The organism is Actinophytocola sp. (assembly GCF_035634895.1).
Classification (GTDB): Bacteria; Actinomycetota; Actinomycetes; order Mycobacteriales; family Pseudonocardiaceae; genus Actinophytocola.
Genome location: NZ_DASQCC010000168.1, coordinates 20,942 through 46,331, shown reverse-complemented (window position 1 = coordinate 46,331; position 25,390 = coordinate 20,942). Strand labels below are relative to the sequence as shown.

Here is a 25,390-nt window from a genome sequence, read left to right as displayed (position 1 = left end):
GAACGCCACCCAGCCACCGCCGAGGCCATCATCCGCTGGGCCGCTATCGCCACCATGACTCGCCGCATCACCCGCGGACGGCCCGCCACCCGACCCGGACCACGCCACTTCACCACCGCATAAAGATCTCAAACACGTTCTAACGTGAGGTTTCCCCTGCTGAATTACCCCGCGAGGTGTCTCATGATCAGGAAGACATTCGTAGCGGTGGCGGCCGGCGCGGCACTTGTGATCGCCGGCGCGCCGGCCACCGCGGACGTGACGCCCCAGCAAGTCACCGAGCCTTTCCGCGTAACCTCTGGTGGCTTTGTGTGATCATCTTCTAGGTTGGTCATGTGGTTCGGTGGTGTTCGTGGTGGAGCAGCACCAGAGCGGCGGCGACGATGTCGCCGAGACGCCAGGGGCAGCCGCGGTAGCGGCGGAGGTTCTTGTAGGTGGTCTTGAGTAGCGAGTTGGCGCGTTCGCCGAGGCAGCGCAGTGCGCCGTGGATGGCGTTGTAGGCCTGCTGGTCGACGGTCAATTGTCCGTCTTTGGGTTTCTTGAACGGGATGGTGAAGGTTTCGGGTTCGCCTTCGTAGCCCAGATCGGCCAGTGCGAGGGCGCCGTCGCTGATCCAATCGGTGATCCGGGACAGCAGGTCGGGGTCGGCGCGGGCGGCGCTGGTGTCGTGTTCGCGGCCGGGTCGCACCCTGGAGGTCCACAGTGGCCACCCGTCCGGAGCGGAGACCACTTGGATGTTCCCGCCGTGATGGTGGTGCTTGCCGCTCCACCACAAGTCCACCCCGGATGTGGGGCCAGGGGTGGAGACCCGGTCGGTGTAGATCAACGTACCGTCCACGATCACATGCGAGTGACCGGCCGCTTTCGCCGCCAGCAACGCCCCGTGCAGGGACGGCTGACGCGCGGCGAGCACTGCGATGCCCTCGTCCCGATAGTCATACGCGGTCGACACGGCAATGTTGTTGTCCCTGGCCAAAGCTGACATCCGGGTGTCTTCCAGGAACCACCGCAGCACCAGCACGGCCTGCTTGTAGGTCCCCAATGCGCGGGTGCCCTTGCGGGTACCCCGCCGGACGCGCTCGGCGTGCAGCAAACCGGACATGAACAAGACGCTGCCCTCGGATACCTCCAGGACAGCCGTGTATGCGACACTCATCCAGCGCAGAACCTCTATGAAGTTGATCTGTGGTAGGACCACCTTCATACCGGGGTTCTGCGTTTTTCTGTTGTATAGCAACGGAATCAGCGTGTCGCTGCCGCCACCACAAATCACCGCTACCCACAGTCACCAACGGTTACGCGGAAAGGCTCACCGTCTACTACGACGCGTCCGGCGCGCCGAGCTTCGCCGGCGAGATCGCCGCCGGCGTCGCGAACTGGAATTCCTCGGTGTCCAACGTGAAACTGGTGGAGAACGCGTCCGCCGCGACGCTCGACTTCTACGAGGGCAGCGACCCGAGTGGCTCCTACGCCTACACCGACGGCCACGGCAACGGGTATGTGTTCATCGACTACGCCCAGGCCGAGCAGTACTACACGGTCCGGATCACCGCGCACGAGACCGGCCACGTGCTCGGGCTGCCGGACCACTACTCGGGCCCGTGCTCGGAGCTGATGTCGGGCGGCGGACCCGGCCCGTCGTGCACCAACGCCTACCCGGACGGCAACGAACGCGCCCAGGTCGAGCAGCTGTGGGTGAACGGAAAGCAGGCCCGCGCACAGATGGAGCGGATCGACTGACTGTCCTGCTCCCGGAGGGCGGTGGCCGGCCTGGTCACCGCCCTCCGGCCGTCCGGGGGGACAATGTCGAGGTGACGACCTGGCGCGACACCACCTCCGAGCATGTGCAGTCCGACCTCGACCGCCTGCTGAACACCGTCCTGCCGTTCGCGGACGAGATGCTCCGGCGGCACGGCGAGTTTCACCCGTACGGCGCGGCCATCACCCGGGAGGGCGAGGAGCAGGTGTTCGCCGCCGACACGGAGGAGACCGAGGACCCGAGCCCGTCCGAGGTGCTGACGAGCCTGGTCAGTGGCATGTCCGCGGAGTCGAACGACCTGCGTGCCGCGGCCCTGGTCAGCGACGTGACCAGCGACAAGACCGACGCGATCATGGTGCACCTCGAGCACGCCGACAGCATGGCCATCACCGTGCTGCTCCCCTACCGCTTCGCCGACGGCGACACCAAGGGCGACACCGACGGTGACGTGGCGGAGAGCGCGGTCGAGTACGAGAACATGGCCGCCACCCCCGCGGAAGCCCTCATCTGGCGCCGTTCGCTCTGCTGAACACCCCCGCCTTCGCCGCCGCCACCGCGGCCGCCACGGCCCGGTCGGCCACGGCGTCGTCCAGCTCGCCGGTTCCCGTCACGAACCGGTAGTAGAGCGGCGCGGACACCGCCCTGACGACCTCCTCGGCGTCGGTGCCCGGCGGGATCTCCCCCCTGGCCTCGGCGTCCGTCACGCACGGTGCCCACTCCCTGATCCTGGTCAGGTAGAACCGGGTCAGGGCGGCCGCGGCGTCGTCGTCCGAGGTCGCGGCCCCGAGCACGGCCTTGAACAGCGGTCCCTGCCGCTGGTCGGTCAACGTCTTCACGACAAGCCGCGCGTTGACCCGGAGGTCCCCTTCGAGCGAGCCGGTGTCCGCCCGAGGCACGGACTCGACCGCCATCTCCAGGAGCAGATCGGTGAGAACGGCCGTCACCGTGCCCCAGCGGCGGTAGACGGTGGTCCTTCCGACCTCTGCGCGCCGGGCCAGGTCGCCGAGGTCGAGGTTCACGAACCCGCGCTCGGCCAGCGCGTCCCCGGCGGCACGCAGCACCGACGCACGCACCCGCGCGGTCCGCCCACCCGGCCTCTCCACCCCCCGACCGTACCGTGCTACGCTTAATGGCATCGCAGTCCCATTAAGGAGCAATCATGGAGTACAGGAGGCTGGGCGCGTCCGGCATCAAGGTCCCGGCGCTGTCGTTCGGCGCGGGCACGTTCGGCGGCAGGGGCGAACTGTTCGGCAACTGGGGCACGGTGGGCGTCGAGGAGGCCCGCCACCTGGTCGACGTCTGCCTGGACGCGGGCGTCACGATGTTCGACACGGCGGACGTGTACTCGGACGGCGCGTCGGAGGAGGTATTGGGCGCGGCGCTGAGGGGTCGCCGCGACAAGGCACTCATCTCGACGAAGACGACCCTGCCGCTGGGTGAGGACGACCCGGGCGGCTCGTCCCGATCCCGCCTGCTGAGAACCTGTGACGCCGCGTTACGCCGCCTCGACACGGACCACATCGACCTGTACCAGTTACACGCCTTCGACGCGGGCACCCCGATCGAGGAAGTGCTGTCCACTCTGGATGATCTGGTACGCGCCGGAAAGGTGCGCTACACAGGCGTGTCCAACTTCGCGGGCTGGCAACTGATGAAGTCCCTGTCGGTCGCCGACCACCACCACCTGACGAGGTACGTGGCACACCAGGTCTACTACTCGCTGGTGGGCCGCGACTACGAGTGGGAACTGATGCCGCTCGGTCTGGACCAGGGCGTCGGCGCGGTGGTGTGGAGCCCACTCGGCTGGGGCCGCCTGACGGGAAGAATCCGCCGCGGCCAACCACTACCGCCCGACAGCCGCCTGAACGAGACGGCGTCGTACGGCCCGCCCGTCCCGGAGGAACTGCTGTACCGGGTGGTGGACACACTGGACGAAATAGCCGGGGAGACGGGCAGGACGGTGCCACAGGTAGCGCTGAACTGGCTACTGAGCAGACCAACCGTCGCCACGGTCCTGATAGGCGCCCGCAACGAGAAACAACTACGCGAAAACCTGGGCGCCGCGGGCTGGAACCTCACCGAGGACCAGACAACCCGCCTGGACAAGGCAAGCACGACAACCGCGCCATACCCCTACTTCCCGTACCAACGACAGGAAGGCTTCGCCCAACTGAACCCAAGCATCGTCGGCTGACACCGAGCGTCGAACCCGCGGACATTCCCCCAATGCGCCGCCCCTGCACTGCCTCGCGAGACGGTTCGAAGAACTCCTGCACCTCGGGCCAGCCATGCCTGCCAAAACCCCACGCCTGCCCCATCTTCTGCTACTTCTCGGGTGACCGAGCCAGGTGGTTCCCGGCTCTGCGGCCATCCTCACCTCTCACGCCGATGTCAGGGGCAACCGGCTGAGGTTCAGGTGGACAGCATCAGGCCAACAGGGTCATCGTTTCCGGCGCCGCTGAGGAAAGCTCAGCACGATGGTGGGTGTTCGCCCTGAGCAGCACGTCGAGCGCATCCCGGGTCTCGATCAGGTCCGGTCGCGGAGCGCGAGCTGGTCAGCAGACCCTGCTCCTCGTAGTACCGGCAGTGAACGCGGACTCACGCCCGTGCGCCTGGACAGCTCACCGATCCGCATTCCTGAAAGCCTGCGCCACGTGCTTCAGATCGTGTTTGAGATCTTCATGCCGTGGTGAATTGGAGTGGTCCGGGTCGGGTTGCTGGCTTTCTGCGTGCGATGCGGCCGGTCATGGTGGTGATGGCTGCCCAGCGGATGATGGCTTCTGAGGTGATGGGGCGTTCATAGTCGCGGGCCAGTCGTCGGTAGCTGGCCAGCCACGCCAACGTTCGCTCGACCGCCCACCGTCTAGGGATCACCGCGAGCCCTTCTCGCCTGCTGGTTTACGCACGATCTCGATCGTGGTCTTGAGCAGCGCGTGGGCCCAGTCGACGAGCTTGCCGGCGAACCCGCTGTCGGCGAACAAGTGTCGGACGCGACGAGCGGCTCGGGCCATATGCTGGCGGTGCCGCAGTTCCAACAACAGTTGCTTGGCGCCGTCGCGGTCCTGCACGCTGGCGGGCAGCACGAGTGCGACCAGCAGAAGTCCGAGGGCGTCGGTCACGATGAACCGCTTGCGACCGTTGTCTTCTTACCCGCGTCATGGCCTCGGGTCTCGACGCCGACGGTGTCGGCGCCTTTGACGGACTGGGAGTCCATCAGTCCCGCGCTCGGCTCCGGATCCCGTCCCTCACCCGCACGGACCTGCGCCCGTAAGGCGTCGACCATCCGGAAAGTCAGCTTCTGCTGCTCCCAGCGGGTGAAGTACCAGTACACCGTCTCCCATGGCGGGAAATCCACCGGGAGTTGCCGCCAAGCACACCCCGACCGAACCACATACATGATCGCGTCCACGATGTCCCGACGAGCGTGTTTCTCCGGCCGACCACCCCGCGGATGCGCCGACGGCGCAGGCAACAACGGCTCCACCACCGCCCACTCCGCATCAGACAGATCCGACGGATACCGCTGCACACGAGCCATCCACCACACCCTGGCCCAACCGCCCAGCAAGATCAACCAGACACGCCGACCAAGATCTCAAACACGCTCTCAGACCGCCCGTGAGTCACAGCCGCTCGCGGCAGCCACAACCCAAGATCTCCGGTCCGCGTGGGTTGAGCCGTGTTCCCGGCACCGGGAGTGGTGCCGGGAACGGGGTGGCGCCGGGAACGGGGGTGCGAGGCGGCGGCTACCGGCCCAGCCAGTCGAGGTAGGGGTGTGGGTCCACGACCGTGTTCTCCGCGATCTTGATGACGTCGGCCCTGCTCACGGTCTCGGTGGTGTTCGAAAGGTGGGTGGCGCGCACGGTCAGGTACGTGCCGTTCTCGAGGTCGACCGTGAGCGTCACGTCCACGACCGTGTTGGGGGACACCACATCTCCGGTGCCGTCGTCAGAGTCCGTGTCGTCGCCGATGGACAGCGTCGCCGGGTGGCCGTTGACGGTGAGCCGCTCCCCGGGTTGCCGGGTCACACGGGTGCCGATCTGCACGGACAGGGCGCGGTGTCCGTTGGGTACGTCGATCCTCGACTGCCACTCGGCCGGTGAGTTGCCGCGCTGGTCCAGGCGCTGCGCTTCGAAGCCGGCGGGCAGCCAGTCCAGGCGCAGCGCGGCGCGTAGCCGGTCGTGGTCCGGCCGCACCGAGCGGGCGATCCGCAGCAGGTCCGCGTCGGGGAGAGGAGCCAGCTCGGGCGAGGTGACCAGGAGCATGGTGTCGTCGGTGATGGTCCAGGCGACCGTGTGACTGTCGGACCAGCCTGGCCGGCCGTTGATGTCGACGGGGTGCTGGCCCGCGGCCAGGAGGTGCTCGCGGGGGTCGTGGTCGGCCCTGGTGACGGTCAGGGTGACGAACGGGTCGGGCGTCTTCAGGTCGTCGGGCAGCGCCGACTTCGTCCAGGTCCGGTGTTGGGCTTCCATGTCCAGCGAGCTGGTCGGGAGGAGCGCCGCGCGTTCGCGTTCGGCCATGCCGCCTGGGAGCCAGGTGGGCTCGTAGCGCAGGGGGACCGTCGTCAGGCCGGCGAGCGCCGCGGCGGCGGGTGGCGAGGCGACGGGCGGGTCCTGCAGCACGGCCGGCACGGTCACCGCCGCGATCGCCGCGGCCGCGGTGGCCATGACGAGCACCGTGCGGCCGCGGCGCCGGTGGGTGGTCCGCACGGGCAGCGCGGCCCGGACGTGTTCGGGGTCGACCGCGAGCATTTCCTGTCGGCGCACCGCGTCCCGGACGAGGTCGTCGATGTTCATGTGCACTCTCCTAGATGCTTGCCCGCTCGGACGGCAGCGCTTCACGCAGCGCGGCCAGCCCTCGCGAGAGGTAACTGCGGACGGTTCCTGTCCGGCAGCCGAGTAGCTCGCCGATCTGTTCGTCGGTCAGGTCCTCGTAGTACCGCAGCGCGATGGCCGCGCGCTGCTTCGGCGGCAGCCGCGCGATCAGCCTGCGGACGAGGTCCAGGTCGTCGACGGCGTCGGTGCCATCGGCGAGGTGCCCCGTGTGCTCCTCGATCGACTCGGCGGGCAGCAGCACCAGACGCGCCGCCCTGCGCCGCCGCCACGACAGGAACTCGTTGACCACCATGCGTTTCACGTACTGCTCCGGCGCGTCCAACCGCTCGATCCGCGCCCACCGCGCCTGCGCCCGGACCAGCACGTCCTGCGTGATGTCCTCGGCCAGATGCGCATCCCAGGTCACGACCGTGGCATAACGCACCAGCGCCCCGAGCCGCGTGGCGACGAACTCCTCAAAATTCACGGACAACTCCTGCGACAGGTCGAACAGGCCGATCCTGAAACGCATCGAGTGCCTGATTTTGCTGCACCACACTCGCCGAGACACCAGGCTGGGAGGTCGTTCCCCTCCAGCACAACACGAAGTGCTTTCACAGCACCATCTCCCGTCCGGGACGAAGCTCGACAGGTCAGCGTGAAACCCACGCGGCGAAAATGCCGCACGCTGGGCGCGAGAAAGAGGTCCTTCGTCGCGCGCGACCGACCGCTCGGCCCGAGTTGTGGTTGCCTGGGCGGTATGGACATTCGCGTCGTGGCGTTCGACATCTTCGGCACCACCGTCGACTGGTACTCGGGAGTGGCCGACCAGGTGGCCCAGCTACTGCCGGACGTCGACGCGGGCGACTTCGCGCAACGCTGGCGTGACCGGTACATCCCCTCGATGAACAGGGTCCGCGGCCGCGAACGTGACTGGGCCTACCTGGACACCCTGCACCGCGAGTCACTCGACGACCTGTTGCGGGAGCTGGACGTCGAGGCCGACGACGACACCCGCGACCGGCTCGTCCGCGCCTGGCACAAGCTGCCCGCCTGGCCGGACTCGGTGTCCGGCCTGGCCCGCATCCGCGTCAGGTACACGACCGCCGCCCTGTCGAACGGCGGCTTCGCGCTGCTCACCCGGCTGGTGAAGGGCGCGGCACTCCCGTTCGACTGCATCCTGTCCGCCGAGCTGGCCCGGACCTACAAACCGGACGCCGCCGTCTACCACACCGCGGCCGCACTGCTCGACGTCGCGCCGGAGCAGGTCCTGATGGTGGCCGCGCACGAATGGGACCTGGACGGCGCCCGCGCGGCCGGGCTGCGCACCGCGTTCGTGAGCCGTCCGCGGGAAAAGGGCCCGGACCGGGCGGCGGACCGCCCCGAGGACGTCGAAGCCGACCTGCACACCAACAGCTTCCTGGACCTGGCCACCCAGCTCGACACCCCATGATCACCCCACTAATATCGAACATATGAACAAGGGGGACGTCATGCCGCGACTGGCCAGACTAGCGACCGCACTACTACCGCAGCTGACACTGCTGGTGCTCGCAAGCCCGGCAAACGCGACCACCGCGGTATGCGACGGAGTGAGCGCGCCGACGGTGCCGGGCGCACGGGTCCTGTCCGTCACCGGCGTGGCACATCCCGACGGCTACACGCTGCCGCCCGGCCCGCTGAACCCCGACCCGATCCCCGGCCTGCCGGCGTTCTGCGAACTGACCGTCACCCTCACCCACCCCGGCGCGAACGACACGGTGACCATCGCCGTTTGGCTCCCGACGAACACCTGGAACGGCCGCTTCCAGGGCACCGGAGGCGGCGGCTTCGCGGCAGGCCTGTTCGCGGTGGGCCTGGTCCCGGCACTGACACAGGGCTACGCGGCGGCATCGACCGACGCCGGCGTCCCGGTCGACATCGTGGACCCGAGCACGTGGGCGAACAACCCCGAACTGGTGACCAACTTCGCCCACCGCTCCCTGCACGACATGACCGTGGCGGGCAAGGCGGTGACGGCGCAGTACTACGGGCAGCCGGCCAACTACTCGTACTGGAACGGCTGCTCGACGGGCGGCCGGCAGGGCCTGTTGGAAGCTCAGCGCTATCCGACCGACTACGACGGCATCGTGGCAACGGCCCCGGCGATCAACTGGACGAAGTTCATCCCCGCGGACCAGTGGCCGCAGGTGGTGATGAACGAGGCCGGCAACCACCCGACCCAGTGCGAGCTGGAAGCGTTCAACACCGCGGCCACAGCGGCCTGCGACACGCTGGACAAGGTGGCCGACGGCATCATCAGCAGCCCGGCGGACTGCCGGTTCAACCCGTATCAGCTGGTGGGCCAGAAGATCCTGTGCAACGGCCAGGAAGTGACGATCACCAGGTCGGACGCGGCCGTGGTGGCAAGGATCTGGGCAGGGCCAGGCGTGTGGTCCGGCATGCAGAAGGGCACCCTGTTCTCCGGCATAGCCAGTACGACGGAGGACGGCACGGCTGGCAACCCGTTCCCCATCTCGGACAACTGGATCAGGTACTTCCTGCGGCGTGACCCGAACTTCGACACGTCGACCATCACGTACGCGGACTGGTACCGCCTGTTCGCCCAGTCCAGGCGCGAGTACACGAACCTCGACACGTCGAACCCGAACCTGACGGCCTTCCGCGCCGCCGGCGGCAAGATGATCACCTGGCACGGCGAGGCCGACGAACTGATCTTCCCCGCGGGCACAAAGGACTACTACCGGCGAGTGGACCCGGCCACGCCCGGCCGCACGGAGGACTTCTACCGCCTGTTCATGGCCCCGGGCGTCGACCACTGCGCAGGCGGCATCGGCCCCGCCCCGACAGATCCCCTGGCGGCCGTAGTGGCGTGGGTGGAACAGGGCACGGCTCCCGAGACTCTCCCCGCCCGAAGCGAGACAGCCACCCGAAACCTGTGCCGGTACCCGCTCGTCTCCCGCTACACCGGCGGTGACGTGCACCAGGCGTCCAGCTATCGGTGCGCTCGAACGTACTGATTCGCGTGGTCGGGTTGGGCCCGGGGTGCGGTGGCCCGGGGTGGGGCGGGGAAGGAACGACGGCTTGGCTGTGGGGTGCGTGGTTAGGCGTGCTTGACACGGCCGTGGCCTCCATCCTCGGCCTGGTCCAGCACCTCTCCGAGGCGGAGCACTACTGGTTCGGCCACCACCTCGCCGGCCACGCCGACATCCTCCGCGAACAGCTCGACGGCGCCACCGGTCGCTGAACCCCGTGTGCGGCGACCTTGTCGGTGGTGCCGGATAGTCTGGCGACACCGAACCAGGGCACACGAAGGGACCACGACTTGGGAGCGCGGTGGACGGTGGCTCAGGTGCTCGCGCACGCGCCCGACACCAGTTCCGCCAAGGCCGCCCGCGGTCTCACCAACCCCCGCACCTGGTCCGACCTCGGCAGCAACGACTCCCTCGTCTGGGGCAAGTGCCAAGGCAGCGCCCGCGCCCCCTACCAGGTCACCGTCGACCTCACCGAGCCCGCCTTTCGCTGCACCTGCCCCAGCCGCAAGCTCCCCTGCAAGCACAGCCTCGCCCTCCTCGTCATGTGGGCCACCAACGACGGCGCCGTCGCCGACATCGAGGCCGCTGAGCCCTTCGCCGCCGACTGGGCCGCGCAGCGGGCCGGCCGGAAAGCGGCCGCCGGCACCGACCGGGCTCCCGACCCGGAAGGCCAGGCCAGGCGGCTCGCCGAACGCGAGTCCCTCATGTCCGCCGGCATGGACGACTTCGAACGCTGGCTCCACGACATCGTGCGCCAGGGGCTTGCCAGTGCCCGGCGCCAACCACCGAGCTTCTGGGACGCCGCCGGTGCCCGGCTCGTCGACGCCCAGCTCAGCGGGCTCGGCGCCCGCGTCCGCGCCATGGGCGGTGACATCCACGCCCGCGACGACTGGGCTCCGCACCTCCTCGGCGAACTCGGCCGCTGGTACCTCGCGGTGCGGGCCTGGCGACGCCGCGACGACATCGACGACGCCACCATGGGTGACCTCCGCACCGTCCTCGGCTGGCCCCGCCGCCGCGACGACATCGGTGACCGCGTCGCGGACCGGTGGTGGGTGGTCGGGCTCAGCCAGCAGGAGGACGACAACAGCCTGCTCTCCCAGCGCACCTGGCTCCACGGCGAGCGCACCGGCGAGACCGTGATGCTCCTGGACTTCGCCGCCGCCGGGCAGGCACTGAAGGTCGCGCACGTCCTCGGCTCCATCGTGGCCGGCGAGGTCGCCCGCTACCCCGGCGGCGGGCCCCGCCGTGCGCTGCTCACCGACGAGGAACCCAAGATCACCCAGGGTGCCGGCCTCCCCCACGCCACCGACGTCTCGCCGGCCCTCGACCAGGCCGCCCACTGGCTCGCCGGCAACCCCTGGCTGCGCCGCATCCCCATGGCGCTCGGGGACGTGACGGTCATCCCCGGCGACCCGCCGCTGCTCGTCGACCGGCACGGTGCCGCGCTGACGCTGGCCCCGGAAACCGACATCTGGCAGCTGCTCGCCCTCGCCGGCGGGCACCCGGTCCGCGTCTTCGGCGAGTGGGTCGACGAACGCCTCCATCCACTCAGCGTGGAGATCGACGACCGGCTGGTGTCCCTGTGAGCGGCGCGACCACCTGGGACGACCTGCTCGGCACCGCGCTCGTCGGCACCACCCGCCGCGCCGTCGACCAGCTCACGATCGGCACCGAGACCATCCACGCCGACAGCGCGGAGGCCACCGTGCTCGCCGCCGCCGCGCTCGCGTCCGGCTACCGCCGGGCCGGCTGGACCCCGCCGACCTGGCGCGGCACCCCGGCCCCGCCCGCCGGCCCCGACGGCCGCCCCGAGTGCACCCCCGCCGCCACCCAGCTCCTCGAACTGCTGCTCAACCGCGGCATCCGTGTCGAGGGCGGCCCGGAGTTGCTCGCCGTCCAGTGGCTGAACCTGGCGAAAAACGCCGGCCGGCGACCGCCCTACCGGCTCATCGTCGACCTCCTGCGGTTCGGCACGGTCAACGCCGCCACCCGCGCGCTCGTCAGGGACGTCGTCGGCCCGCGCGGCGTCTGGCTCGCCCAGCACAATCCGTCCTGGAGCTGGGCCGCCGCCGTCCCGCCGCAGGACGTCGTCGAGCGCTTCGCCACCGGCACCCGCGTCGAACGCCTCGGCCTACTCACCGACCTCCGCGCCACCGAGCCGGACTTCGCCCGCACGCTCATCGAGGACACCTGGGCCGACGAGCAGGCCGCCACCCGCGCGAGCTTCCTCGACACCCTCCACGCCGGCCTGTCCGCCAACGACGAGCCCTTCCTCGAACGCGCGCTCGACGACCGGGCGGCGACCGTCCGCGCGGTCGCCGCCACGCTCCTCGACCGCCTGCCCGGGTCCGCCCGCGCGCGGCGCATGGCCGAGCGGGCGAAGAACCTCCTGACGGAGCTACCGGACGAACCGGACCAGGAAGCCCGCCGCGACGGCATCACCGACCACCGCGAACCCGGCTACGGCCGCGCCGCGTCCTGGCTCATCCAGATCCTGGCCGCCACCCCGCTGTCCACCTGGGACACCGGCCAGATCCCGAAGGCGGAGCGCGAGGTCATCATCGGCTGGACGAAAGCCGCGCTGCGCCAACGGAACCAGGAGTGGCTCACCGCGCTGGCCCGTCACCAGCCGAGCCCCGAGCTGGTCGCCGCGCTCAACCCGCGAGCCGCGACGGACATCCTCGACCAGCAGAAGAAGCTCGACGCTCGCTTCGGCGGCCTCCTCGCCGCCGCCCCGGGTCCGTGGCCGGCGAAGTTCTCCGTCGAGATCGTCAACCGGCTGCGTGCCCACAAGGCCAACAACGTCCTCCAACTCGCCGCGACCGCGCTCGCCGAGCACCTGGACCCCCAGGCCCTCGCCGCCGTCGAGGCGTGGCTGCTCACCGTCGCCCCCGACGAGAAGGCCACCCGACGCGTGTTGCGCGGCATCGCCCACGCGCTCACCATCCGAGCGACAATCAAGCAGGAGTTCACATGAGCGAAGCCAACCATCGGGCCCCGCGGCGCCACGGCGCGCTGGAGGTGACGGCATGACCGAGGTGCTTCGCGCACACGCCGAGCAGGAGCACGCCGACGAGCTCGCGACGCTCGCGAAGACCGACGACCGGCCCAGACCACCCAACTGGCGCCTGTCGCCGTGGGCCGTCGCCACCTACGTGCTCGGCGGCGAGGCGCCCGACGGCACCCCGATCTCCCCCAAGTACCTGGGTTCACGCAGGCTGATCGAGGTCGCCATCGCCACGCTCGCCACCGACCGCGCCCTGCTGCTCCTCGGCGTCCCCGGCACCGCCAAGACCTGGCTGTCCGAACACCTCGCCGCCGCGATCTCCGGTGACTCCACCCAGCTCGTGCAGGGCACGTCCGGCACCGCCGAGGAGTCCATCCGCTACGGCTGGAACTACGCGCGACTCCTCGCGGAGGGCCCGTCGCCGAAGGCACTCGTCGCGAGCCCCGTCCTGCGGTCGATGGAGACCGGTGGCATCGCGCGGATCGAGGAGCTGACCCGCATCCCGTCGGACGTCCAGGACGCGCTGATCACCATCCTGTCCGAGAAGACACTGCCGATCCCCGAGCTGGACAGCGAGGTCCAAGCGCGCGGCGGCTTCAACATCATCGCCACCGCCAACGACCGCGACCGCGGTGTCAACGACCTGTCCGCCGCGCTCAAGCGCCGCTTCAACGTCGTCATCCTGCCCCTGCCGGACGACACCGAGTCCGAGGTGGAGATCGTCCGGCTCCGCGTCCAGCAGCTCGGCGAGACGCTGCGGCTGCCGGTGGAGCTGGAGAACATCGACGAGATCCGCCGCGTGGTCACGGTGTTCCGCGAGCTGCGGGACGGCGTCACCGGCGACGGCCGCACGAAGATCAAGTCGCCGTCGGGCACGCTGTCCACCGCGGAGGCGATCTCGGTGGTCACCAGCGGCATCGCCCTGGCCGCGCACTTCGGCGACGGCGTGGTCCGCGCCGAGGACGTCGCGGCCGGCCTGCACGGCGCGGTCGTCAAGGACCCGGTGCAGGACCGGATCGTCTGGCAGGAGTACCTCGAAGCAGTCGTACGCGAGCGGAAACCATGGAACGACCTCTACCGGGCATGCCGCGAGCTGGTGTGAGCGGAGCTTGCGGAGCGAACCATCGGCACCGCGCCGACGAACGACGTCACCGAGCGCGCGAGGGGACGTCGTGAGCGGTGTGACCAGGGACGACCGGGTTCACGTACTCGGCATCCGCCACCACGGCCCGGGTTCCGCCCGCGCCGTGGCGACCGCGCTCGCCGAGCTGAACCCACAGATCGTGCTCATCGAGGGCCCACCCGAGCTCGACGCGGTCGCGCCACTCGCCGCCGCACAGGGCATGCGGCCCCCGGTCGCCGGTCTCGTGTACGCGGTGGACGCCCCGTCCACGGCGAACTTCTACCCGATGGCGGTGTTCTCCCCCGAGTGGGTGGCGCTGCGCTGGGCGCTGGACCACGGCCGCGAGGTCCGCTTCCTCGACCTGCCGGCCAACGTCTCGCTGGTGCTGGCGGACGAGGAAGAGTCGGAAGCTCCGATGGATCCCATCAGGACGCTGGCGGAGGCGGCCGGCTTCGACGACCCGGAACGCTGGTGGGAGGACGCGGTCGAGCTGCGCTACCACGGCCTCGACATCTTCCACGCCGTCCTCGACGCCATGCACACCCTGCGCGAGGGCCACGTTCCCGACCTGCGCACCCGCCGCCGCGAGGCCGCCATGCGCCGCGTGTTGCGGGCCGCGTTGCGCAGTGAGGCGAGCACGATCGCGGTCGTCTGCGGCGCCTGGCACGCGCCGGTCCTCGTCCCGTCGGCGTTCCCGACCCAGGCCGCGGACAGCGCGTTGCTGAAGAACCTGCGCACCACCAAGGTCGCCGCCACCTGGGTGCCGTGGACCTCGACGCGGCTCGCCAGGATGAGCGGCTACGGCGCGGGCATCGAGTCCCCCGGCTGGTACCACCACCTGTTCACCGCCAGGGACCAGGTCGTCGGCCGCTGGCTGGTCCGCGTCGCGCACCTGCTGCGCCGTGAGCACCTGGACGTGTCCTCGGCCGCGGTCATCGAGGCGGTCCGGCTGGCACAGGCGCTCTCCGTGCTCCGCAACCGCCCGCATCCCGGCCTCCCCGAGGTGCTCGAGTCGTGCCAGGCGGTCCTCTGTGGCGGGTCGGACGTCCCGATGCGACTCGTGGCCCGCAAGCTGCTGGTCGGCGACATCCTCGGCGGCGTGCCCCGCGAGACCCCCATGGTGCCGCTGGCCAGGGACCTCGACGCGACGCGCAAACGTTTGCGCCTCAAGCAGAGCGCGGCCCAGCAGGACCTGGACCTCGACCTGCGCACCCAGTCGCACCTCGACCGCAGCAAGCTGTTCCACCGGCTCCTGCTCCTGGAGGTGCCGTGGGCCGAGTCCGCGGAGACCTCCCGCACGAAGGGCACGTTCCGCGAGTCCTGGACGCTGGAGTGGAAGCCGGAGCTGGAGGTCGCGCTGATCGAGGCGAGCGGCTTCGGCACGACCATCCCCTCCGCCGCGACGGCCGTCGTCGCGCAACGCACCGCCGAGGCCGACATCGCAGAGCTGAGCACGCTGGTCGAGACCACGCTGACCGCGGACCTGCCGGTGGCGCTGTCCGGCGTCCTCGCGGCACTCGACGAGCGCGCGGCCCGCCAGCACGACATCACGAGGCTGATGGCCGCGGTGGAGCCGATGGCCCGCGTCCGCCGGTACGGCAACGTGCGCCGCGCCGACACCGAGCTGGTGCAGCGGGTACTGACCGGCATCGTCACCCGGATCACCGTCGGCCTGCCCGCCGCGTGCACCGCGGTGGACGAGGAGGCGGGCCGCGAGCTGCGGGAGCTGATCGACGGCGTCCAGCGCGGCATCGGCCTGCTGGACCAGCGGGAGCTGCGCGCGGTCTGGCTGAGCGCGCTGCGCTCGGTCGCGGACCGCCTCGGCGTGCCCGGCATCATCGCCGGCCGAGCGGTGCGGTTGCTGCTGGACGCCGGCCTGCTCGACGTGACGGACGCGGGCGGGCGCCTGTCCCGTCAGCTCTCGATGGCGTCGGACGCGACACAGGCGGCCGGCTGGCTGGAGGGCTTCCTGTCCGGCGAGGCGGCGTTGCTGGTGCACGAGCCGGAGCTGCTGGAGATCGTCGACCAGTGGGCGACGGGCGTCGACGCCGAGTTGTTCGACCACCTGCTTCCGTTGCTGCGCAGGACGTTCGCGGAGTTCACCGCGACCGAGCGCCGCGACATCGGCCTGCGGGTCAAGCGCATCGACCGCGGCGCGGGCGCGTCCGGTATTCGGTCGGACGACACCACGCTGGACCACGAGCGTGCTTCCCTCGTGGTGCCGGGGATCCTGGAGCTACTGCGATGACGGAACGGTTGCGGCGCTGGCGCATGATCCTGGGTGGCGACGACGCCGACGGCACGGGCATGCCACTGTCCGGGATGGACGCCAAACGCGACGCGACACTGAAGGCGTTGTACGACAAGGACGAGGACCGCCGTGGTGGCCTGGGCGGCTCGTCCCCGCGGGTGGCGCGCTGGCTGGGTGACATCCGCGGCTACTTCCCCAGCTCGGTCGTGCAGGTCATGCAGCGCGACGCCATGGACCGTCTCGGCCTGCGTGAGCTGCTGCTGGAGCCGGAGCTGCTGGAGTCCGTGCAGCCGGACGTGCACCTGGTCGGCACCCTGCTCTCGCTCAACAGGGCCATCCCGGAGCGGTCGAGGGACACGGCCCGCGCCGTCGTCCGCCGCGTGGTCGACGACCTGGAGAAGCGTCTCGCCCAGCCGACGAGACAGGCGGTCACGGGTGCGCTGCACAGGGCGAACCGCACCCACCGTCCCCGCCAGTCCGACATCGACTGGAACCGCACGATCCTCGCGAACCTCAAGCACTACCAACCCGAGCACCGCACGGTCGTGCCGGAACGCCTGATCGGCTACGGCCGCCGGCTGCCCAACGTCAGCAAGCAGATCTTGCTGTGCCTCGACCAGAGCGGCTCGATGGCCAGCTCCGTGGTCTACGCGAGCGTGTTCGGCGCGGTGCTGGCGTCGATCCGCTCGCTGCGCACGCAGATCATCGCGTTCGACACGGCGGTGGTCGACCTGACGGAGTCGCTACAGGACCCGGTCGAGCTGTTGTTCGGCGTCCAGCTGGGCGGCGGCACGGACATCAACGCGGCCCTGGCCTACTGCCAGACCAGGATCGAGGCCCCTCGGGACACGGTCCTGGTGCTGATCAGCGACCTGTTCGAGGGCGGCAACGAGGAGGAGATGCTGCAACGCGCCCAGACCCTCAAGGCCGAGGGCGTCCAACTCGTCTGCCTCCTCGCCCTGAACGACGAAGGCGCCCCGGCGTACGACCACGACAACGCCGCGGCCCTGGCGGCCATGGGCATCCCGACGTTCGCGTGTACCCCGGACAGGTTCCCGGACCTGATGGCCGCGGCGATCCAGCAGCAGGACGTCACCACCTGGGCCGCGACGAACGACATCCCGGTCGCGGCACCCGCCGAGGACTAGGTCCGACTCGCGGGCGAGGCGGCCACACCGTCGCCGCCATGATCCGCTCGTTCGGTCCGGAGTGGACGAAGCGGACAGGGGCCTGCCAGTCGTGAACCTGTTCACCCCGCTCCGACCGCCTACAGTCGAGGGCATGCCGCTCACCTTCGACATGCCGTTCGACGAGCTGGTCGCCTACCAGGGCACCAACCCCCGGCCGGCCGACTTCGACGACTACTGGGCCCGTGCCCTCGCCGACCTCGAGAACCAGGCCGCCGACGTCGAGATCGTGCCCGCCGAGTTCCAGACGCCGTACGCCCGGTGCGCCGACCTGTGGTTCACCGGGACCGGCGGGGCCCGCGTGCACGCGAAGCTCCTCCAGCCGACCCGGCCGCAGGGCCCGGCCGTGCTCGAGTTCCACGGCTACCGGGGGGACTCGGGTGACTGGGTGTCCAAGCTGCCCTACGTCGCTCTCGGCCACACCGTCGCCGCGCTCGACATGCGTGGGCAGGGCGGCCTGTCGACCGACGAGATCCCCGTCAGCGGCTGGGCCATGGCCACCTACCTGCTGCGGGGCATCGACGACAAGCCCGACAACCTTCTCTACCGGCACCTCTACCTGGACACCGTCCGGCTGGCCCGGATCGTCATGGACCTCGACGGCGTCGACCCCGACCGGGTCGGCGTCACCGGCTACAGCCAGGGCGGTGGCCTCACGCTCGCCTGCGCGGCGCTGGTGCCGGGCGTCAAGCTCGCCGTCCCGGTGTTCCCGTTCCTGACCGACTACCGGCGCGCGTGGGAGCTGGACCTCGAGGAGAACCCGTACGACGAGATCGCCGAGTACTTCCGCAGGCGTGACCCCATGCACCGGCGTGAGGACGAGGTCTTCACCCGCCTCGGCTATGTCGACGTGCAGCATCTCGCGCCACGCGTCCGGGCGAGGACGATGCTGACCGTCGGGCTCAACGACCGCACCTGCCCGCCGTCCACGCAGTTCGCCGCGTACAACAAGCTGACCTGCGAGAAGTCCTACCGCGTCTACCCGGACTTCGGCCACGAGGATCTGCCGGGCACGGACGACGAGATCTACTCCCTGCTCGCCACCCTCTGAGAGCGAACGTCGCTATCGAGTCGCCTTGCGCAGTGCCACGACGATCGCCAGGCAGCCGAACACGCCGACCGCGACGAACAGCGGCAGCGCGAGGTCGGACGTGGCCTGCATGCCGTACCCGATGAGCGTGGGCAGGGTGGCGTTGCCGAGCATGGCGATGGTTAGCACGACGGCGTTGACCCGCCGGGGATGCGGCAGGGTGGCCGCGATCCACGCCAGCGTGGTGGGAAAGATGGGCCCGGCGAACACGCCGAGCAGGAAGAAGCCGGCGGGCGCACTCACGTCGACGGCGATGAGCGTGAGCCCGGCGGCACACGCGAGCAGCGCGGTGACGAGGATCCGGACGGCCGTCCAGCTCCTGGTGACCACGGGCACGAGCAGCCGTCCCGCCGCGAGCCCGAGCCAGAACAGCGACGTGAGCGCGGAGGCGGTGTCCGGCGCGTAGCCGTGCGCCCGCAGCTGCGTGGCCTCCCAGCTGGACAGTCCCGTCTCGACACCCGCGTAGCAGAACAGCATGGCGCAGAACAGCAACAGCACCGGACTGACCGTCAGCCGCTCCCGTGTGGCCGCGGCGGGCATGGTCATGCGGAGCGGCAGCGAGACCAGAAGACAGACCGCGAGCACCGCGTACAGGTAGCCGCCGTGGGTGACGCTGATGAGCGCGGGCCCGGCGGCCGCGCCCAACCCGTAGGTGCCGTTCACGAGGTTGACGTAGGTGACCCCCTCGGCGGCCATCACGGTGTTGACGATGAGCACGAGGCCACCGAACCCGAGCCCGGCCACCGCGACCGCCACCAGCGGCAGCGGCCACGCGAGGGGCAGGGCGAACAGGCCGAGTCCACACAGGAACAGCAGGATGGAGACGATGTAGAGGGGTCCGCGCGCCCACCGCTCGGTGAGCGCGCCGCCCACCGCCGTGCTCACCAGGCAGCCGCCGAAGAACCCGGTGACGATCAGTCCCGCGGTGGCCGGAGTCAGGTGCTCGCGGTCGCTCAGCAGGGGAATGAGTGGTCCGAGGCTGGCCTGGAAGAGTCCGAGCAGTCCGAAGACGACCAAGCACCGTACGACCACGATCAGGACTCTACGTGCCGGTCAGCGTGTCCACGACGTCGCTCAGCTCACCGCGACGCTGGTAGGCGGCACGCTGGCGGGCCGCGCCAGTGCCGTTCTCACGCAGGTCCGCGATGCCGGCCTTGACGAACTCGAGGTCCTCGCCGAGCACGGGGGTCAGCAGATCGACCAGGTCGTCCACCTGGGACTGCACGGGCGTGAGCTCGCCGGTCACCGGGTGCAGGGCGGAACCGCTGAGGCCTTCCCGGGACGCGCGCCAGAGGTTGGCCCGCAGTATGGCCTGTGGCAACTGGGACGGTGGCGCGGTCGTGTCCAGCGCGTGCGCGACCAGCCCACGGACGAGGGTCGCGAGCAGGGCCGCGTGCTCGGGGGTGACGGCGACGTCGCTGATCCGGAACTCGATCGTCGGATGCCGTTCGGAGGGCCGGATGTCCCAGTAGATCATCGCGCGGTCCATGAGCGCGCCGCAGCGGAGCATGCTCTGCACCGTCGACTCGTACTCGTCGAGGTTGGCGAACAGCGGCGGCGGACCGGCGGAGGGCCAGCGGGACCATTCCTGGTAGCGCCAGCTGGCGTAGCCGGTGTCGGTGCCGTCGAACGGGGAGTTGGCCGTGATGGTCAGCAGGACGGGCAGCCACGGTCTGAGATGGTTGCTGACCCGCACCGCGGTCTCGCGGTCGTCGATGCCGACGTGCACGTGACAGCCGCAGGTCGCGACGGACCGCGCGGTGGCGCCGAACCACTCGGCCATCCTGAGGTAGCGCGGCTTCGGCGTGATCTCCTGCGGTTCGGTCTCCGGCAGGATCGGACACGCGCTGGGCAGCAGGCGAAGCCCGCGCCGGCCGGCGACCTCGGCCAGCTCGCGACGCAGGCTCGTGAGCTGCCCGAGCACCTCGGTTGGGGTGTGGCAGACGCCGGTGACCGACTCCACCTGGCACCGCTTCAGCTCGGCCTCGAGGGCGCCGGACGAGCCGGTCGAGGCGTCGGCGATCTCCGGACCGTAGCGGGAAAGCCGCCCGTCCGCGCGGACGAGGAGGAACTCCTCCTCGACACCCAGGGTCAGCTGTTCAGCCATCACGCCGCATTCATACCCGAATACCGGTCCCACAAACGCCGAAGGGCGGGCCCGTATGGACCCGCCCTTCAGTAGACCGCGATCGATCAGGCCTTGCTACGACGGCGAACGACGAACAGCGCACCCACGCCGCCGACGATCAGCACACCGGCGATGCCCAGCGGCAGCGCGATGCTCGCACCCGTATTGGCCAGCGGGCCACCCTGCGCGGCCGGCTGCGGCGGCGCAGTGGTCGACGTGGCGACGACCGGCGCCACCTCGGTCGAGGAGGACGCCGGCGTCGAGACCTCGGTCACGGACGTCGTCGTGGTCGTCGTGGTCGTGGTCTGCGACGAGGTCGTCTTGGTGGGCGGCGGCGTCGTCACGCACGCCTTGACGTCCAGCGTCGCGTCCGTCGACCAGCCGTGCTTACCCGTGGGGTCGTCCCACGCCTTGATGTGGACGATGAAGGTGTGGTCGACCGTGCCGGAGACCTTGAAGGTGCTCTTGTACTTGTCGGTGAAGTCCTTCTCGTCGAGGACCGTCGTCCCGTCCAGCACCTGCACGTGGTTCGTCTTGCCCTGCTTGACGGAGTACTGCGTCAGGTTGACCGACACGACCGAGGTGTCGCCCTTGCATTCCGCACTGACCTTGGGCGTGTGGGCGCTCGCGACGCCCGCGAATCCGATGAGACCGGCGGTGACGCCGGTCAGAACCACACCGAGAGCCACGCCGAAGCTGCGGCGCGGAGTCGAGTTGAGTGCCAAGGAAGCCTCCGGCTGCTACGTCTGGAACGGGGGGAAGCCGGAAACTCCCGGGCCTACCGAGCGTTGCCGACCGCAGATCAGGTGCGTAGGTTAACCACCCTTTCGAGTGGACTTTCACCGGCCCCCTAGTTGTCTGACCGTACTCCATTCGCCCGATCGTGGTGTACTCCAACCGGTCCTAACACTGTCGAGTAACACAACGCCGTTGCCTTGTTAAGTCAACGCCGTTGCATTACTCTCGACCTCGACACCACCGGAACCCGTCGAAACGGAGCGAACAGGTGACCGAGGTACGAATGCGCGTCAACGGGACCATTCGCCCCATGGAGCTCGAGCCACGGGTGAGCCTGCTCGACGCGTTACGTGAACACCTGGGACTGACCGGCACGAAGAAGGGCTGCGACCAGGGCGCGTGCGGCGCGTGCACGGTGCTCGTGGACGGCGAGCGAATCCTGTCCTGCCTCGGTCTGGCGATGCAGTACGAGGACCGCGAGATCACCACGATCGAGGGCGTCGACCATCCACTGCAGACGGCCTTCGTCCACCACGACGGTTTCCAGTGCGGCTACTGCACGTCGGGCCAGATCTGCTCGGCGTTGGGGATGCTCGCCGAGCACCGGGCCGGCATGCCGAGCGCCGTCACCGAGCAGGTGGCGTCGACGCCCACCCTGACCGCGGAGGAGATCCGCGAGCGCATGAGCGGCAACCTGTGCCGCTGCGGGGCCTACGAAGGCATCGTCGCGGCCATCGAGGAGACGGCACGATGAGACCGCTTGCCTACGTCCGCCCGCTCGACGTGCGGGAAGCCGTCGAGACGATCGCCAGCACGCCGAACGCCAAGTTCCTCGGCGGCGGCACGAACCTGGTTGACCTCATCCGCCGCGACGTGGAACACCCGGACACGGTCGTCGACGTCACCGCCCTGCCACTGAACGAGGTCACCGAGCTTGCGGACGGCACCCTGCGCGTCGGCGCACTGGTCCGCAACAGCCACCTGGCCGCGCACCCACTCGTCCGCACCCGCTGTCCGATGCTCACGCAGGCGATCCTGGCGGGCGCGTCCGGCCAGCTACGCAACATGGCCACGATGGGCGGCAACCTGTTGCAGCGCACGAGGTGTCACTACTTCTACGACACCGCGGCCGCGTGCAACAAGCGGGAGCCGGGCACCGGCTGTGCGGCGCTGACGGGCTTCACCCGCAACCACGCGATCCTGGGGACGAGCGAGCACTGCATAGCCACGCATCCGTCGGACATGTCCGTGGCACTTTCCGCACTGGACGCGACGGTGGAGGTCGAAAGCATCAGAGGCCGACGCAGAATCCCGATAGCGGACTTCCACGTCCCGCCGGGCAACACGCCGCAGACGGAAACCACACTGTCCCACGACGAACTGATCACCGCGGTGGAGATCCCGCCCCTGGCGGTGGCACGGAACTCCCGCTACCGCAAGGTCCGTGACCGAGCGTCATACGCCTTCGCCCTGGTCTCGGTGGCCGCGGCACTGCGCGTGGAGGACGACCGGATAGCGGAGGTCCGCCTGGCGCTGGGCGGCGTGGCAACTCGCCCGTGGCGCGCCACCAGAGCGGAAGCCGTGCTGGTGAACGGCCCGGCGACGGAGGAGTCGTTCGCCGCGGCGGCGGAAGCCGAACTGGTGACGGCGGTTCCTCAGGCGGACAACGGCTTCAAGCTGGAACTGGCTCGCCGCACGATTGCTGCGACATTACGTGGTTTGCTGCCGCGATCCACGGCGTGAATTCGAGATCTCGGGCCGGGGGCCGGGGGCCGGGGGCCGGAAGATACCGGGTTGGTGAGGTGGGCGGCTGTCCACTGTAGGCGATCGGTTCTCCCGTAACGGCCGTTGGCCGACCGCACGGCCCGCTGGTGTTCTTCGCAGGTCCGCCTTCCGAGCCCTACTCGTGGCTCAAAGCTTTTGTTCCGTCTCGCCTATCCCTTTCCCGCAACACGCACAACTCCTGGAGCGACTTCACATGACCCAGGCCCCATCGCAAACCTCGACCACGACTAGGGCCCCTGTTCTCGGCGCGCCGATCAACCGGGTCGACGGTCATGCCAAGACCACTGGTGCGGCTCGGTTCTCCGCCGAGTACCCGTATCCGGACCTGGCCTACGCGGCGATTGTTCATGCCACCATTCCCCGCGGGCGCATCACCGCCATCGACACGGCCGCCGCCCACGGCACGCCGGGTGTCCTCGCCGTGATCACCCATGAGAACGCGCCACCCATGAAACCCCCGCCCAAGCCGAGCTACTTCAACCTCCCCACGCTCGCGGCCGGTACCTCCGTCAACTACCTCAACACCGACGAGGTGCACTGGAACGGCCAACCCGTCGCGCTGACCGTCGCCGACTCCCTTGAGGCTGCCCACGAAGCCGCCCGCCGCGTCCGGGTCACCTACACGACCCAACCCGCCACGGTCGACTTCGCCGCGGAAGAACCCAATGCCAAGGCCCAGAAGAACAACGCGTTCATCTCCGGTGCGGGTCGTAAGGGCGACGCCGTCACCGCGCTCGCCGCCTCGGACGTGCGGGTCGACCTTCGCTTCACCACCCCCATGCACAGCCACAACGCGCTCGAACCCCACGCGACCACCGCGGTCTGGGACGGCGACCGGCTGACCGTCCACGACGGCGCCCAGCAGATCGACTGGACCCGTCGTCACCTCGCGCACCGTTTCGGCCTCGACCTCGGCGACGTCCGGGTCGTGTCCACGTTCGTCGGCGGTGGGTTCGGCGGCAAGGGCAACGTCTGGCCAGGCACGGTCCTCGCCGTGCTCGCCGCGCGCGTCGCCAACCGGCCCGTTCGGCTGATGCTCACCCGCGAAGGTGTCTACCGCACGGTCGGCGGCCGGACCCCGTCCGTTCAGCGGGTGGCGCTCGGCGCCGATCGCGACGGGAACCTCAAGGCGCTGATCCACACCAGCATCACGCAGGTCGGACACGTCGGCGGCGTGGAAGAACAGGTCGTCTCCCAGTCCCGGCACCTGTACGACGCCGAGCACATCCTCGTTCAGCAGAACCAGGTCACGCTCGACTCCCTGTCCAGCACCTCCATGCGTGCGCCCGGCGAGTCCATCGGCTCGTTCGCGCTCGAGGCGGCCGTCGACGAACTCGCTTACCGGCTCGGCCTCGACCCGATCGAGTTCCGCATGCGGAACGAACCCGACCGCAACCCCCTCGACGGCAAGCTGTTCGCCCGGCGCGGCCTGCGGGAGGCGTACGCCCGCGGCGCCAAACGGTTCCGCTGGCAGGACCGCGTCCCCGAGCCCGGCTCGATGCGCGACGGCCGGTGGCTCGTCGGCATGGGCGTCGCGACCGCCTTCCACCCGTCATGGCAGTTCCCGGCCAACCTGACCATGCGGCTGTCCGCCGACGGCACGGTCCTCGTGCGGTGCGCCTTCCACGAGATGGGCATGGGCGCGGCCACGGCGTTCGGCCAGGTGACGGCGCACGCGCTGGGCATGCCGTTCGAGGCGGTGCGCTTCGAGTACGGCGACAGCGACCTACCGGTCGGCCCCGGCGCCGGCGGCTCGGCACAGACCGCGAGCGTCACGTCGAGCCTGCTCGAAGGCGTCGCGAAGCTGAAGCGCGACCTACGCAGGCTCGCCGCCCGCAACGCGCTGTCCGCGGCCGAACCACCCGACGTGATCCTGCGCGGGGCCGGCCGCGCCCAGCTCACCGCGACGGTCGGCTCGGACACCCGGCTCGGCCAGGTGACCGGTCAGCTCCGCTTCATGGCCAGGTTCCTCCGCGACCGCCGCCGGTACGTGAAGGCCGCATGCGGCGCGCATTTCTGCGAGGTGCGCGTCGACCCCGACACCGGCGAGATCCGGGTGTCGCGCTGGCTGGGCGTCTTCGACATCGGCACCGTCGTCAACGCGAAGACCGCGGCCAGCCAGCTACGCGGCGGCATCGTGATGGGCATCGGCGCGGCACTCGGCGAGGAGACCCTGGTGGACCGCGAGACCGGCCGGGTCGTCAACGCGAACCTGGCCGACTACCACGTGCCGGTCAACGCGGACATCCCCCGCATCGACATCGAGTGCCTCGGCGACCCCGACCCGACGATGCCGCTTGGCGTGCTGGGCGCGGGCGAGGTCGGCATCGTGGGCGTGGCGGGCGCCGTCGCCAACGCCGTCCGCCACGCGACCGGCCGCCGGGTCCACGACCTGCCGATCACACTGGACAAACTGCTGTGACCACGGCCATGGCACTGTGACCTGCCGGCGCCGTGGTTACCGTATAGC

General features: G+C 69.8%; 24 protein-coding genes and 1 pseudogene. 15 read left to right on the top strand and 10 right to left on the bottom strand.

The window, feature by feature from the left end; genetic code table 11:
• Window positions 1-331 precede the first annotated feature (331 nt).
• Complete coding sequence (locus tag VET29_RS25205; protein ID WP_324924723.1) at window positions 332-1,156, bottom strand: transposase family protein; 825 nt, start codon at window positions 1,154-1,156, stop codon at window positions 332-334.
• 155 nt (window positions 1,157-1,311) lie between these two features.
• Between VET29_RS25205 and VET29_RS25200 the strand changes: the two are divergent.
• Together VET29_RS25200 and VET29_RS25195 are read left to right on the top strand one after the other, a co-directional pair.
• Window positions 1,312-1,740 (top strand): annotated as a pseudogene (locus tag VET29_RS25200) (snapalysin family zinc-dependent metalloprotease); the annotation flags it as partial.
• A gap of 71 nt (window positions 1,741-1,811) precedes the next feature.
• Window positions 1,812-2,288 carry a hypothetical protein gene (locus VET29_RS25195; protein WP_324924711.1) on the top strand — a complete coding sequence of 159 codons (477 nt, stop codon included), beginning with the start codon at window positions 1,812-1,814 and terminating at the stop codon, window positions 2,286-2,288.
• On the opposite strand, the gene VET29_RS25190 is transcribed toward VET29_RS25195, so the two are convergent.
• A complete protein-coding gene (locus tag VET29_RS25190) occupies window positions 2,263-2,862 on the bottom strand; it encodes a TetR/AcrR family transcriptional regulator (protein ID WP_324924709.1) in 600 nt (199 codons plus the stop codon). The genes VET29_RS25195 and VET29_RS25190 overlap by 26 nt on opposite strands.
• Before the next feature lie 56 nt (window positions 2,863-2,918).
• Between VET29_RS25190 and VET29_RS25185 the strand changes: the two genes are divergently transcribed.
• Window positions 2,919-3,953 carry an aldo/keto reductase gene (locus tag VET29_RS25185; protein WP_324924707.1) on the top strand — a complete coding sequence of 345 codons (1,035 nt, stop codon included), beginning with the start codon at window positions 2,919-2,921 and terminating at the stop codon, window positions 3,951-3,953.
• A gap of 485 nt (window positions 3,954-4,438) precedes the next feature.
• On the opposite strand, the gene VET29_RS44125 is transcribed toward VET29_RS25185, so the two are convergent.
• The 5 genes from VET29_RS44125 to VET29_RS25165 form a co-directional block, all read right to left on the bottom strand.
• Window positions 4,439-4,633, bottom strand: coding sequence for a hypothetical protein (locus VET29_RS44125; RefSeq protein ID WP_414636597.1), 195 nt, complete (start codon window positions 4,631-4,633; stop codon window positions 4,439-4,441).
• Window positions 4,630-4,878 (bottom strand): transposase, encoded by a 249-nt coding sequence (locus VET29_RS25180; RefSeq protein ID WP_324924705.1) that lies wholly within the window; start codon window positions 4,876-4,878, stop codon window positions 4,630-4,632. Before VET29_RS25180 ends, VET29_RS44125 begins: the two co-directional genes overlap by 4 nt.
• Window positions 4,875-5,297 (bottom strand): transposase, encoded by a 423-nt coding sequence (locus VET29_RS25175; RefSeq protein WP_324924703.1) that lies wholly within the window; start codon window positions 5,295-5,297, stop codon window positions 4,875-4,877. The genes VET29_RS25180 and VET29_RS25175 overlap by 4 nt, the downstream gene beginning before the upstream one ends.
• A 208-nt stretch (window positions 5,298-5,505) precedes the next feature.
• A complete protein-coding gene (locus tag VET29_RS25170) occupies window positions 5,506-6,555 on the bottom strand; it encodes a hypothetical protein (RefSeq protein WP_324924701.1) in 1,050 nt (349 codons plus the stop codon).
• A 10-nt stretch (window positions 6,556-6,565) separates the two neighbouring features.
• Window positions 6,566-7,105, bottom strand: coding sequence for a SigE family RNA polymerase sigma factor (locus VET29_RS25165; RefSeq protein WP_324924699.1), 540 nt, complete (start codon window positions 7,103-7,105; stop codon window positions 6,566-6,568).
• Window positions 7,106-7,333: 228 nt separating this feature from the next.
• Here VET29_RS25165 and VET29_RS25160 point away from each other — a divergent pair, with 228 nt between their 5' ends.
• From VET29_RS25160 to VET29_RS25120, 9 genes are all read left to right on the top strand, one after another.
• A complete protein-coding gene (locus VET29_RS25160; protein ID WP_324924697.1) occupies window positions 7,334-8,026 on the top strand; it encodes a haloacid dehalogenase type II in 693 nt (230 codons plus the stop codon).
• A gap of 22 nt (window positions 8,027-8,048) precedes the next feature.
• Window positions 8,049-9,593 carry a tannase/feruloyl esterase family alpha/beta hydrolase gene (locus VET29_RS25155; protein WP_324924695.1) on the top strand — a complete coding sequence of 515 codons (1,545 nt, stop codon included), beginning with the start codon at window positions 8,049-8,051 and terminating at the stop codon, window positions 9,591-9,593.
• 89 nt (window positions 9,594-9,682) lie between these two features.
• Window positions 9,683-9,820 (top strand): hypothetical protein, encoded by a 138-nt coding sequence (locus VET29_RS25150; RefSeq protein WP_324924693.1) that lies wholly within the window; start codon window positions 9,683-9,685, stop codon window positions 9,818-9,820.
• Between the two features lie 96 nt (window positions 9,821-9,916).
• Complete coding sequence (locus VET29_RS25145) at window positions 9,917-11,197, top strand: SWIM zinc finger family protein (protein WP_324924691.1); 1,281 nt, start codon at window positions 9,917-9,919, stop codon at window positions 11,195-11,197.
• Window positions 11,194-12,588, top strand: a complete 1,395-nt coding sequence (locus VET29_RS25140) for a DUF5691 domain-containing protein (RefSeq protein WP_324924689.1) — start codon at window positions 11,194-11,196, stop codon at window positions 12,586-12,588. The genes VET29_RS25145 and VET29_RS25140 overlap by 4 nt, the downstream gene beginning before the upstream one ends.
• Window positions 12,589-12,640: 52 nt before the next feature.
• A complete protein-coding gene (locus VET29_RS25135) occupies window positions 12,641-13,720 on the top strand; it encodes an AAA family ATPase (RefSeq protein WP_324924687.1) in 1,080 nt (359 codons plus the stop codon).
• A gap of 70 nt (window positions 13,721-13,790) precedes the next feature.
• The gene (locus tag VET29_RS25130; RefSeq protein ID WP_324924685.1) at window positions 13,791-15,989 is read left to right on the top strand and encodes a DUF5682 family protein; all 2,199 of its coding nucleotides are present in this window, start codon (window positions 13,791-13,793) and stop codon (window positions 15,987-15,989) included.
• On the top strand, window positions 15,986-17,140 hold the full coding sequence (locus VET29_RS25125) for a VWA domain-containing protein (RefSeq protein ID WP_324924683.1): 1,155 nt from the start codon (window positions 15,986-15,988) through the stop codon (window positions 17,138-17,140). Before VET29_RS25130 ends, VET29_RS25125 begins: the two co-directional genes overlap by 4 nt.
• Window positions 17,141-17,273: 133 nt before the next feature.
• The gene (locus VET29_RS25120; RefSeq protein ID WP_324924681.1) at window positions 17,274-18,230 is read left to right on the top strand and encodes an acetylxylan esterase; all 957 of its coding nucleotides are present in this window, start codon (window positions 17,274-17,276) and stop codon (window positions 18,228-18,230) included.
• A gap of 12 nt (window positions 18,231-18,242) precedes the next feature.
• Here VET29_RS25120 and VET29_RS25115 read toward each other — a convergent pair whose 3' ends face one another.
• From VET29_RS25115 to VET29_RS25105, 3 genes are all read right to left on the bottom strand, one after another.
• Window positions 18,243-19,301, bottom strand: coding sequence for an MFS transporter (locus tag VET29_RS25115; RefSeq protein ID WP_324924679.1), 1,059 nt, complete (start codon window positions 19,299-19,301; stop codon window positions 18,243-18,245).
• A 10-nt stretch (window positions 19,302-19,311) separates the two neighbouring features.
• Window positions 19,312-20,376 carry a glutamate--cysteine ligase gene (locus tag VET29_RS25110; protein WP_324924721.1) on the bottom strand — a complete coding sequence of 355 codons (1,065 nt, stop codon included), beginning with the start codon at window positions 20,374-20,376 and terminating at the stop codon, window positions 19,312-19,314.
• 86 nt (window positions 20,377-20,462) lie between these two features.
• The gene (locus tag VET29_RS25105; RefSeq protein ID WP_324924677.1) at window positions 20,463-21,122 is read right to left on the bottom strand and encodes an LPXTG cell wall anchor domain-containing protein; all 660 of its coding nucleotides are present in this window, start codon (window positions 21,120-21,122) and stop codon (window positions 20,463-20,465) included.
• 281 nt (window positions 21,123-21,403) lie between these two features.
• Here VET29_RS25105 and VET29_RS25100 point away from each other — a divergent pair, with 281 nt between their 5' ends.
• The 3 genes from VET29_RS25100 to VET29_RS25090 all read left to right on the top strand — a co-directional run bounded on the left by VET29_RS25100 (window position 21,404) and on the right by VET29_RS25090 (window position 25,342).
• A complete protein-coding gene (locus VET29_RS25100; RefSeq protein WP_324924675.1) occupies window positions 21,404-21,889 on the top strand; it encodes a 2Fe-2S iron-sulfur cluster-binding protein in 486 nt (161 codons plus the stop codon).
• Window positions 21,886-22,878 carry a xanthine dehydrogenase family protein subunit M gene (locus tag VET29_RS25095; RefSeq protein ID WP_324924673.1) on the top strand — a complete coding sequence of 331 codons (993 nt, stop codon included), beginning with the start codon at window positions 21,886-21,888 and terminating at the stop codon, window positions 22,876-22,878. The genes VET29_RS25100 and VET29_RS25095 overlap by 4 nt, the downstream gene beginning before the upstream one ends.
• A 235-nt stretch (window positions 22,879-23,113) precedes the next feature.
• Complete coding sequence (locus VET29_RS25090; protein ID WP_324924671.1) at window positions 23,114-25,342, top strand: xanthine dehydrogenase family protein molybdopterin-binding subunit; 2,229 nt, start codon at window positions 23,114-23,116, stop codon at window positions 25,340-25,342.
• Window positions 25,343-25,390 lie beyond the last annotated feature (48 nt).

Coding starts and splice junctions, on each gene's coding strand:
- VET29_RS25205 (WP_324924723.1), bottom strand. CDS start 1,156: ATGAGTGTCGCATACACGGCTGTCCTGGAGGTATCCGAGGGCAGCGTC.
- VET29_RS25185 (WP_324924707.1), top strand. CDS start 2,919: ATGGAGTACAGGAGGCTGGGCGCGTCCGGCATCAAGGTCCCGGCGCTG.
- VET29_RS25175 (WP_324924703.1), bottom strand. CDS start 5,297: ATGGCTCGTGTGCAGCGGTATCCGTCGGATCTGTCTGATGCGGAGTGG.
- VET29_RS25170 (WP_324924701.1), bottom strand. CDS start 6,555: ATGAACATCGACGACCTCGTCCGGGACGCGGTGCGCCGACAGGAAATG.
- VET29_RS25165 (WP_324924699.1), bottom strand. CDS start 7,105: ATGCGTTTCAGGATCGGCCTGTTCGACCTGTCGCAGGAGTTGTCCGTG.
- VET29_RS25160 (WP_324924697.1), top strand. CDS start 7,334: ATGGACATTCGCGTCGTGGCGTTCGACATCTTCGGCACCACCGTCGAC.
- VET29_RS25155 (WP_324924695.1), top strand. CDS start 8,049: ATGAACAAGGGGGACGTCATGCCGCGACTGGCCAGACTAGCGACCGCA.
- VET29_RS25135 (WP_324924687.1), top strand. CDS start 12,641: ATGACCGAGGTGCTTCGCGCACACGCCGAGCAGGAGCACGCCGACGAG.
- VET29_RS25125 (WP_324924683.1), top strand. CDS start 15,986: ATGACGGAACGGTTGCGGCGCTGGCGCATGATCCTGGGTGGCGACGAC.
- VET29_RS25120 (WP_324924681.1), top strand. CDS start 17,274: ATGCCGCTCACCTTCGACATGCCGTTCGACGAGCTGGTCGCCTACCAG.
- VET29_RS25110 (WP_324924721.1), bottom strand. CDS start 20,376: ATGGCTGAACAGCTGACCCTGGGTGTCGAGGAGGAGTTCCTCCTCGTC.
- VET29_RS25095 (WP_324924673.1), top strand. CDS start 21,886: ATGAGACCGCTTGCCTACGTCCGCCCGCTCGACGTGCGGGAAGCCGTC.
- VET29_RS25090 (WP_324924671.1), top strand. CDS start 23,114: ATGACCCAGGCCCCATCGCAAACCTCGACCACGACTAGGGCCCCTGTT.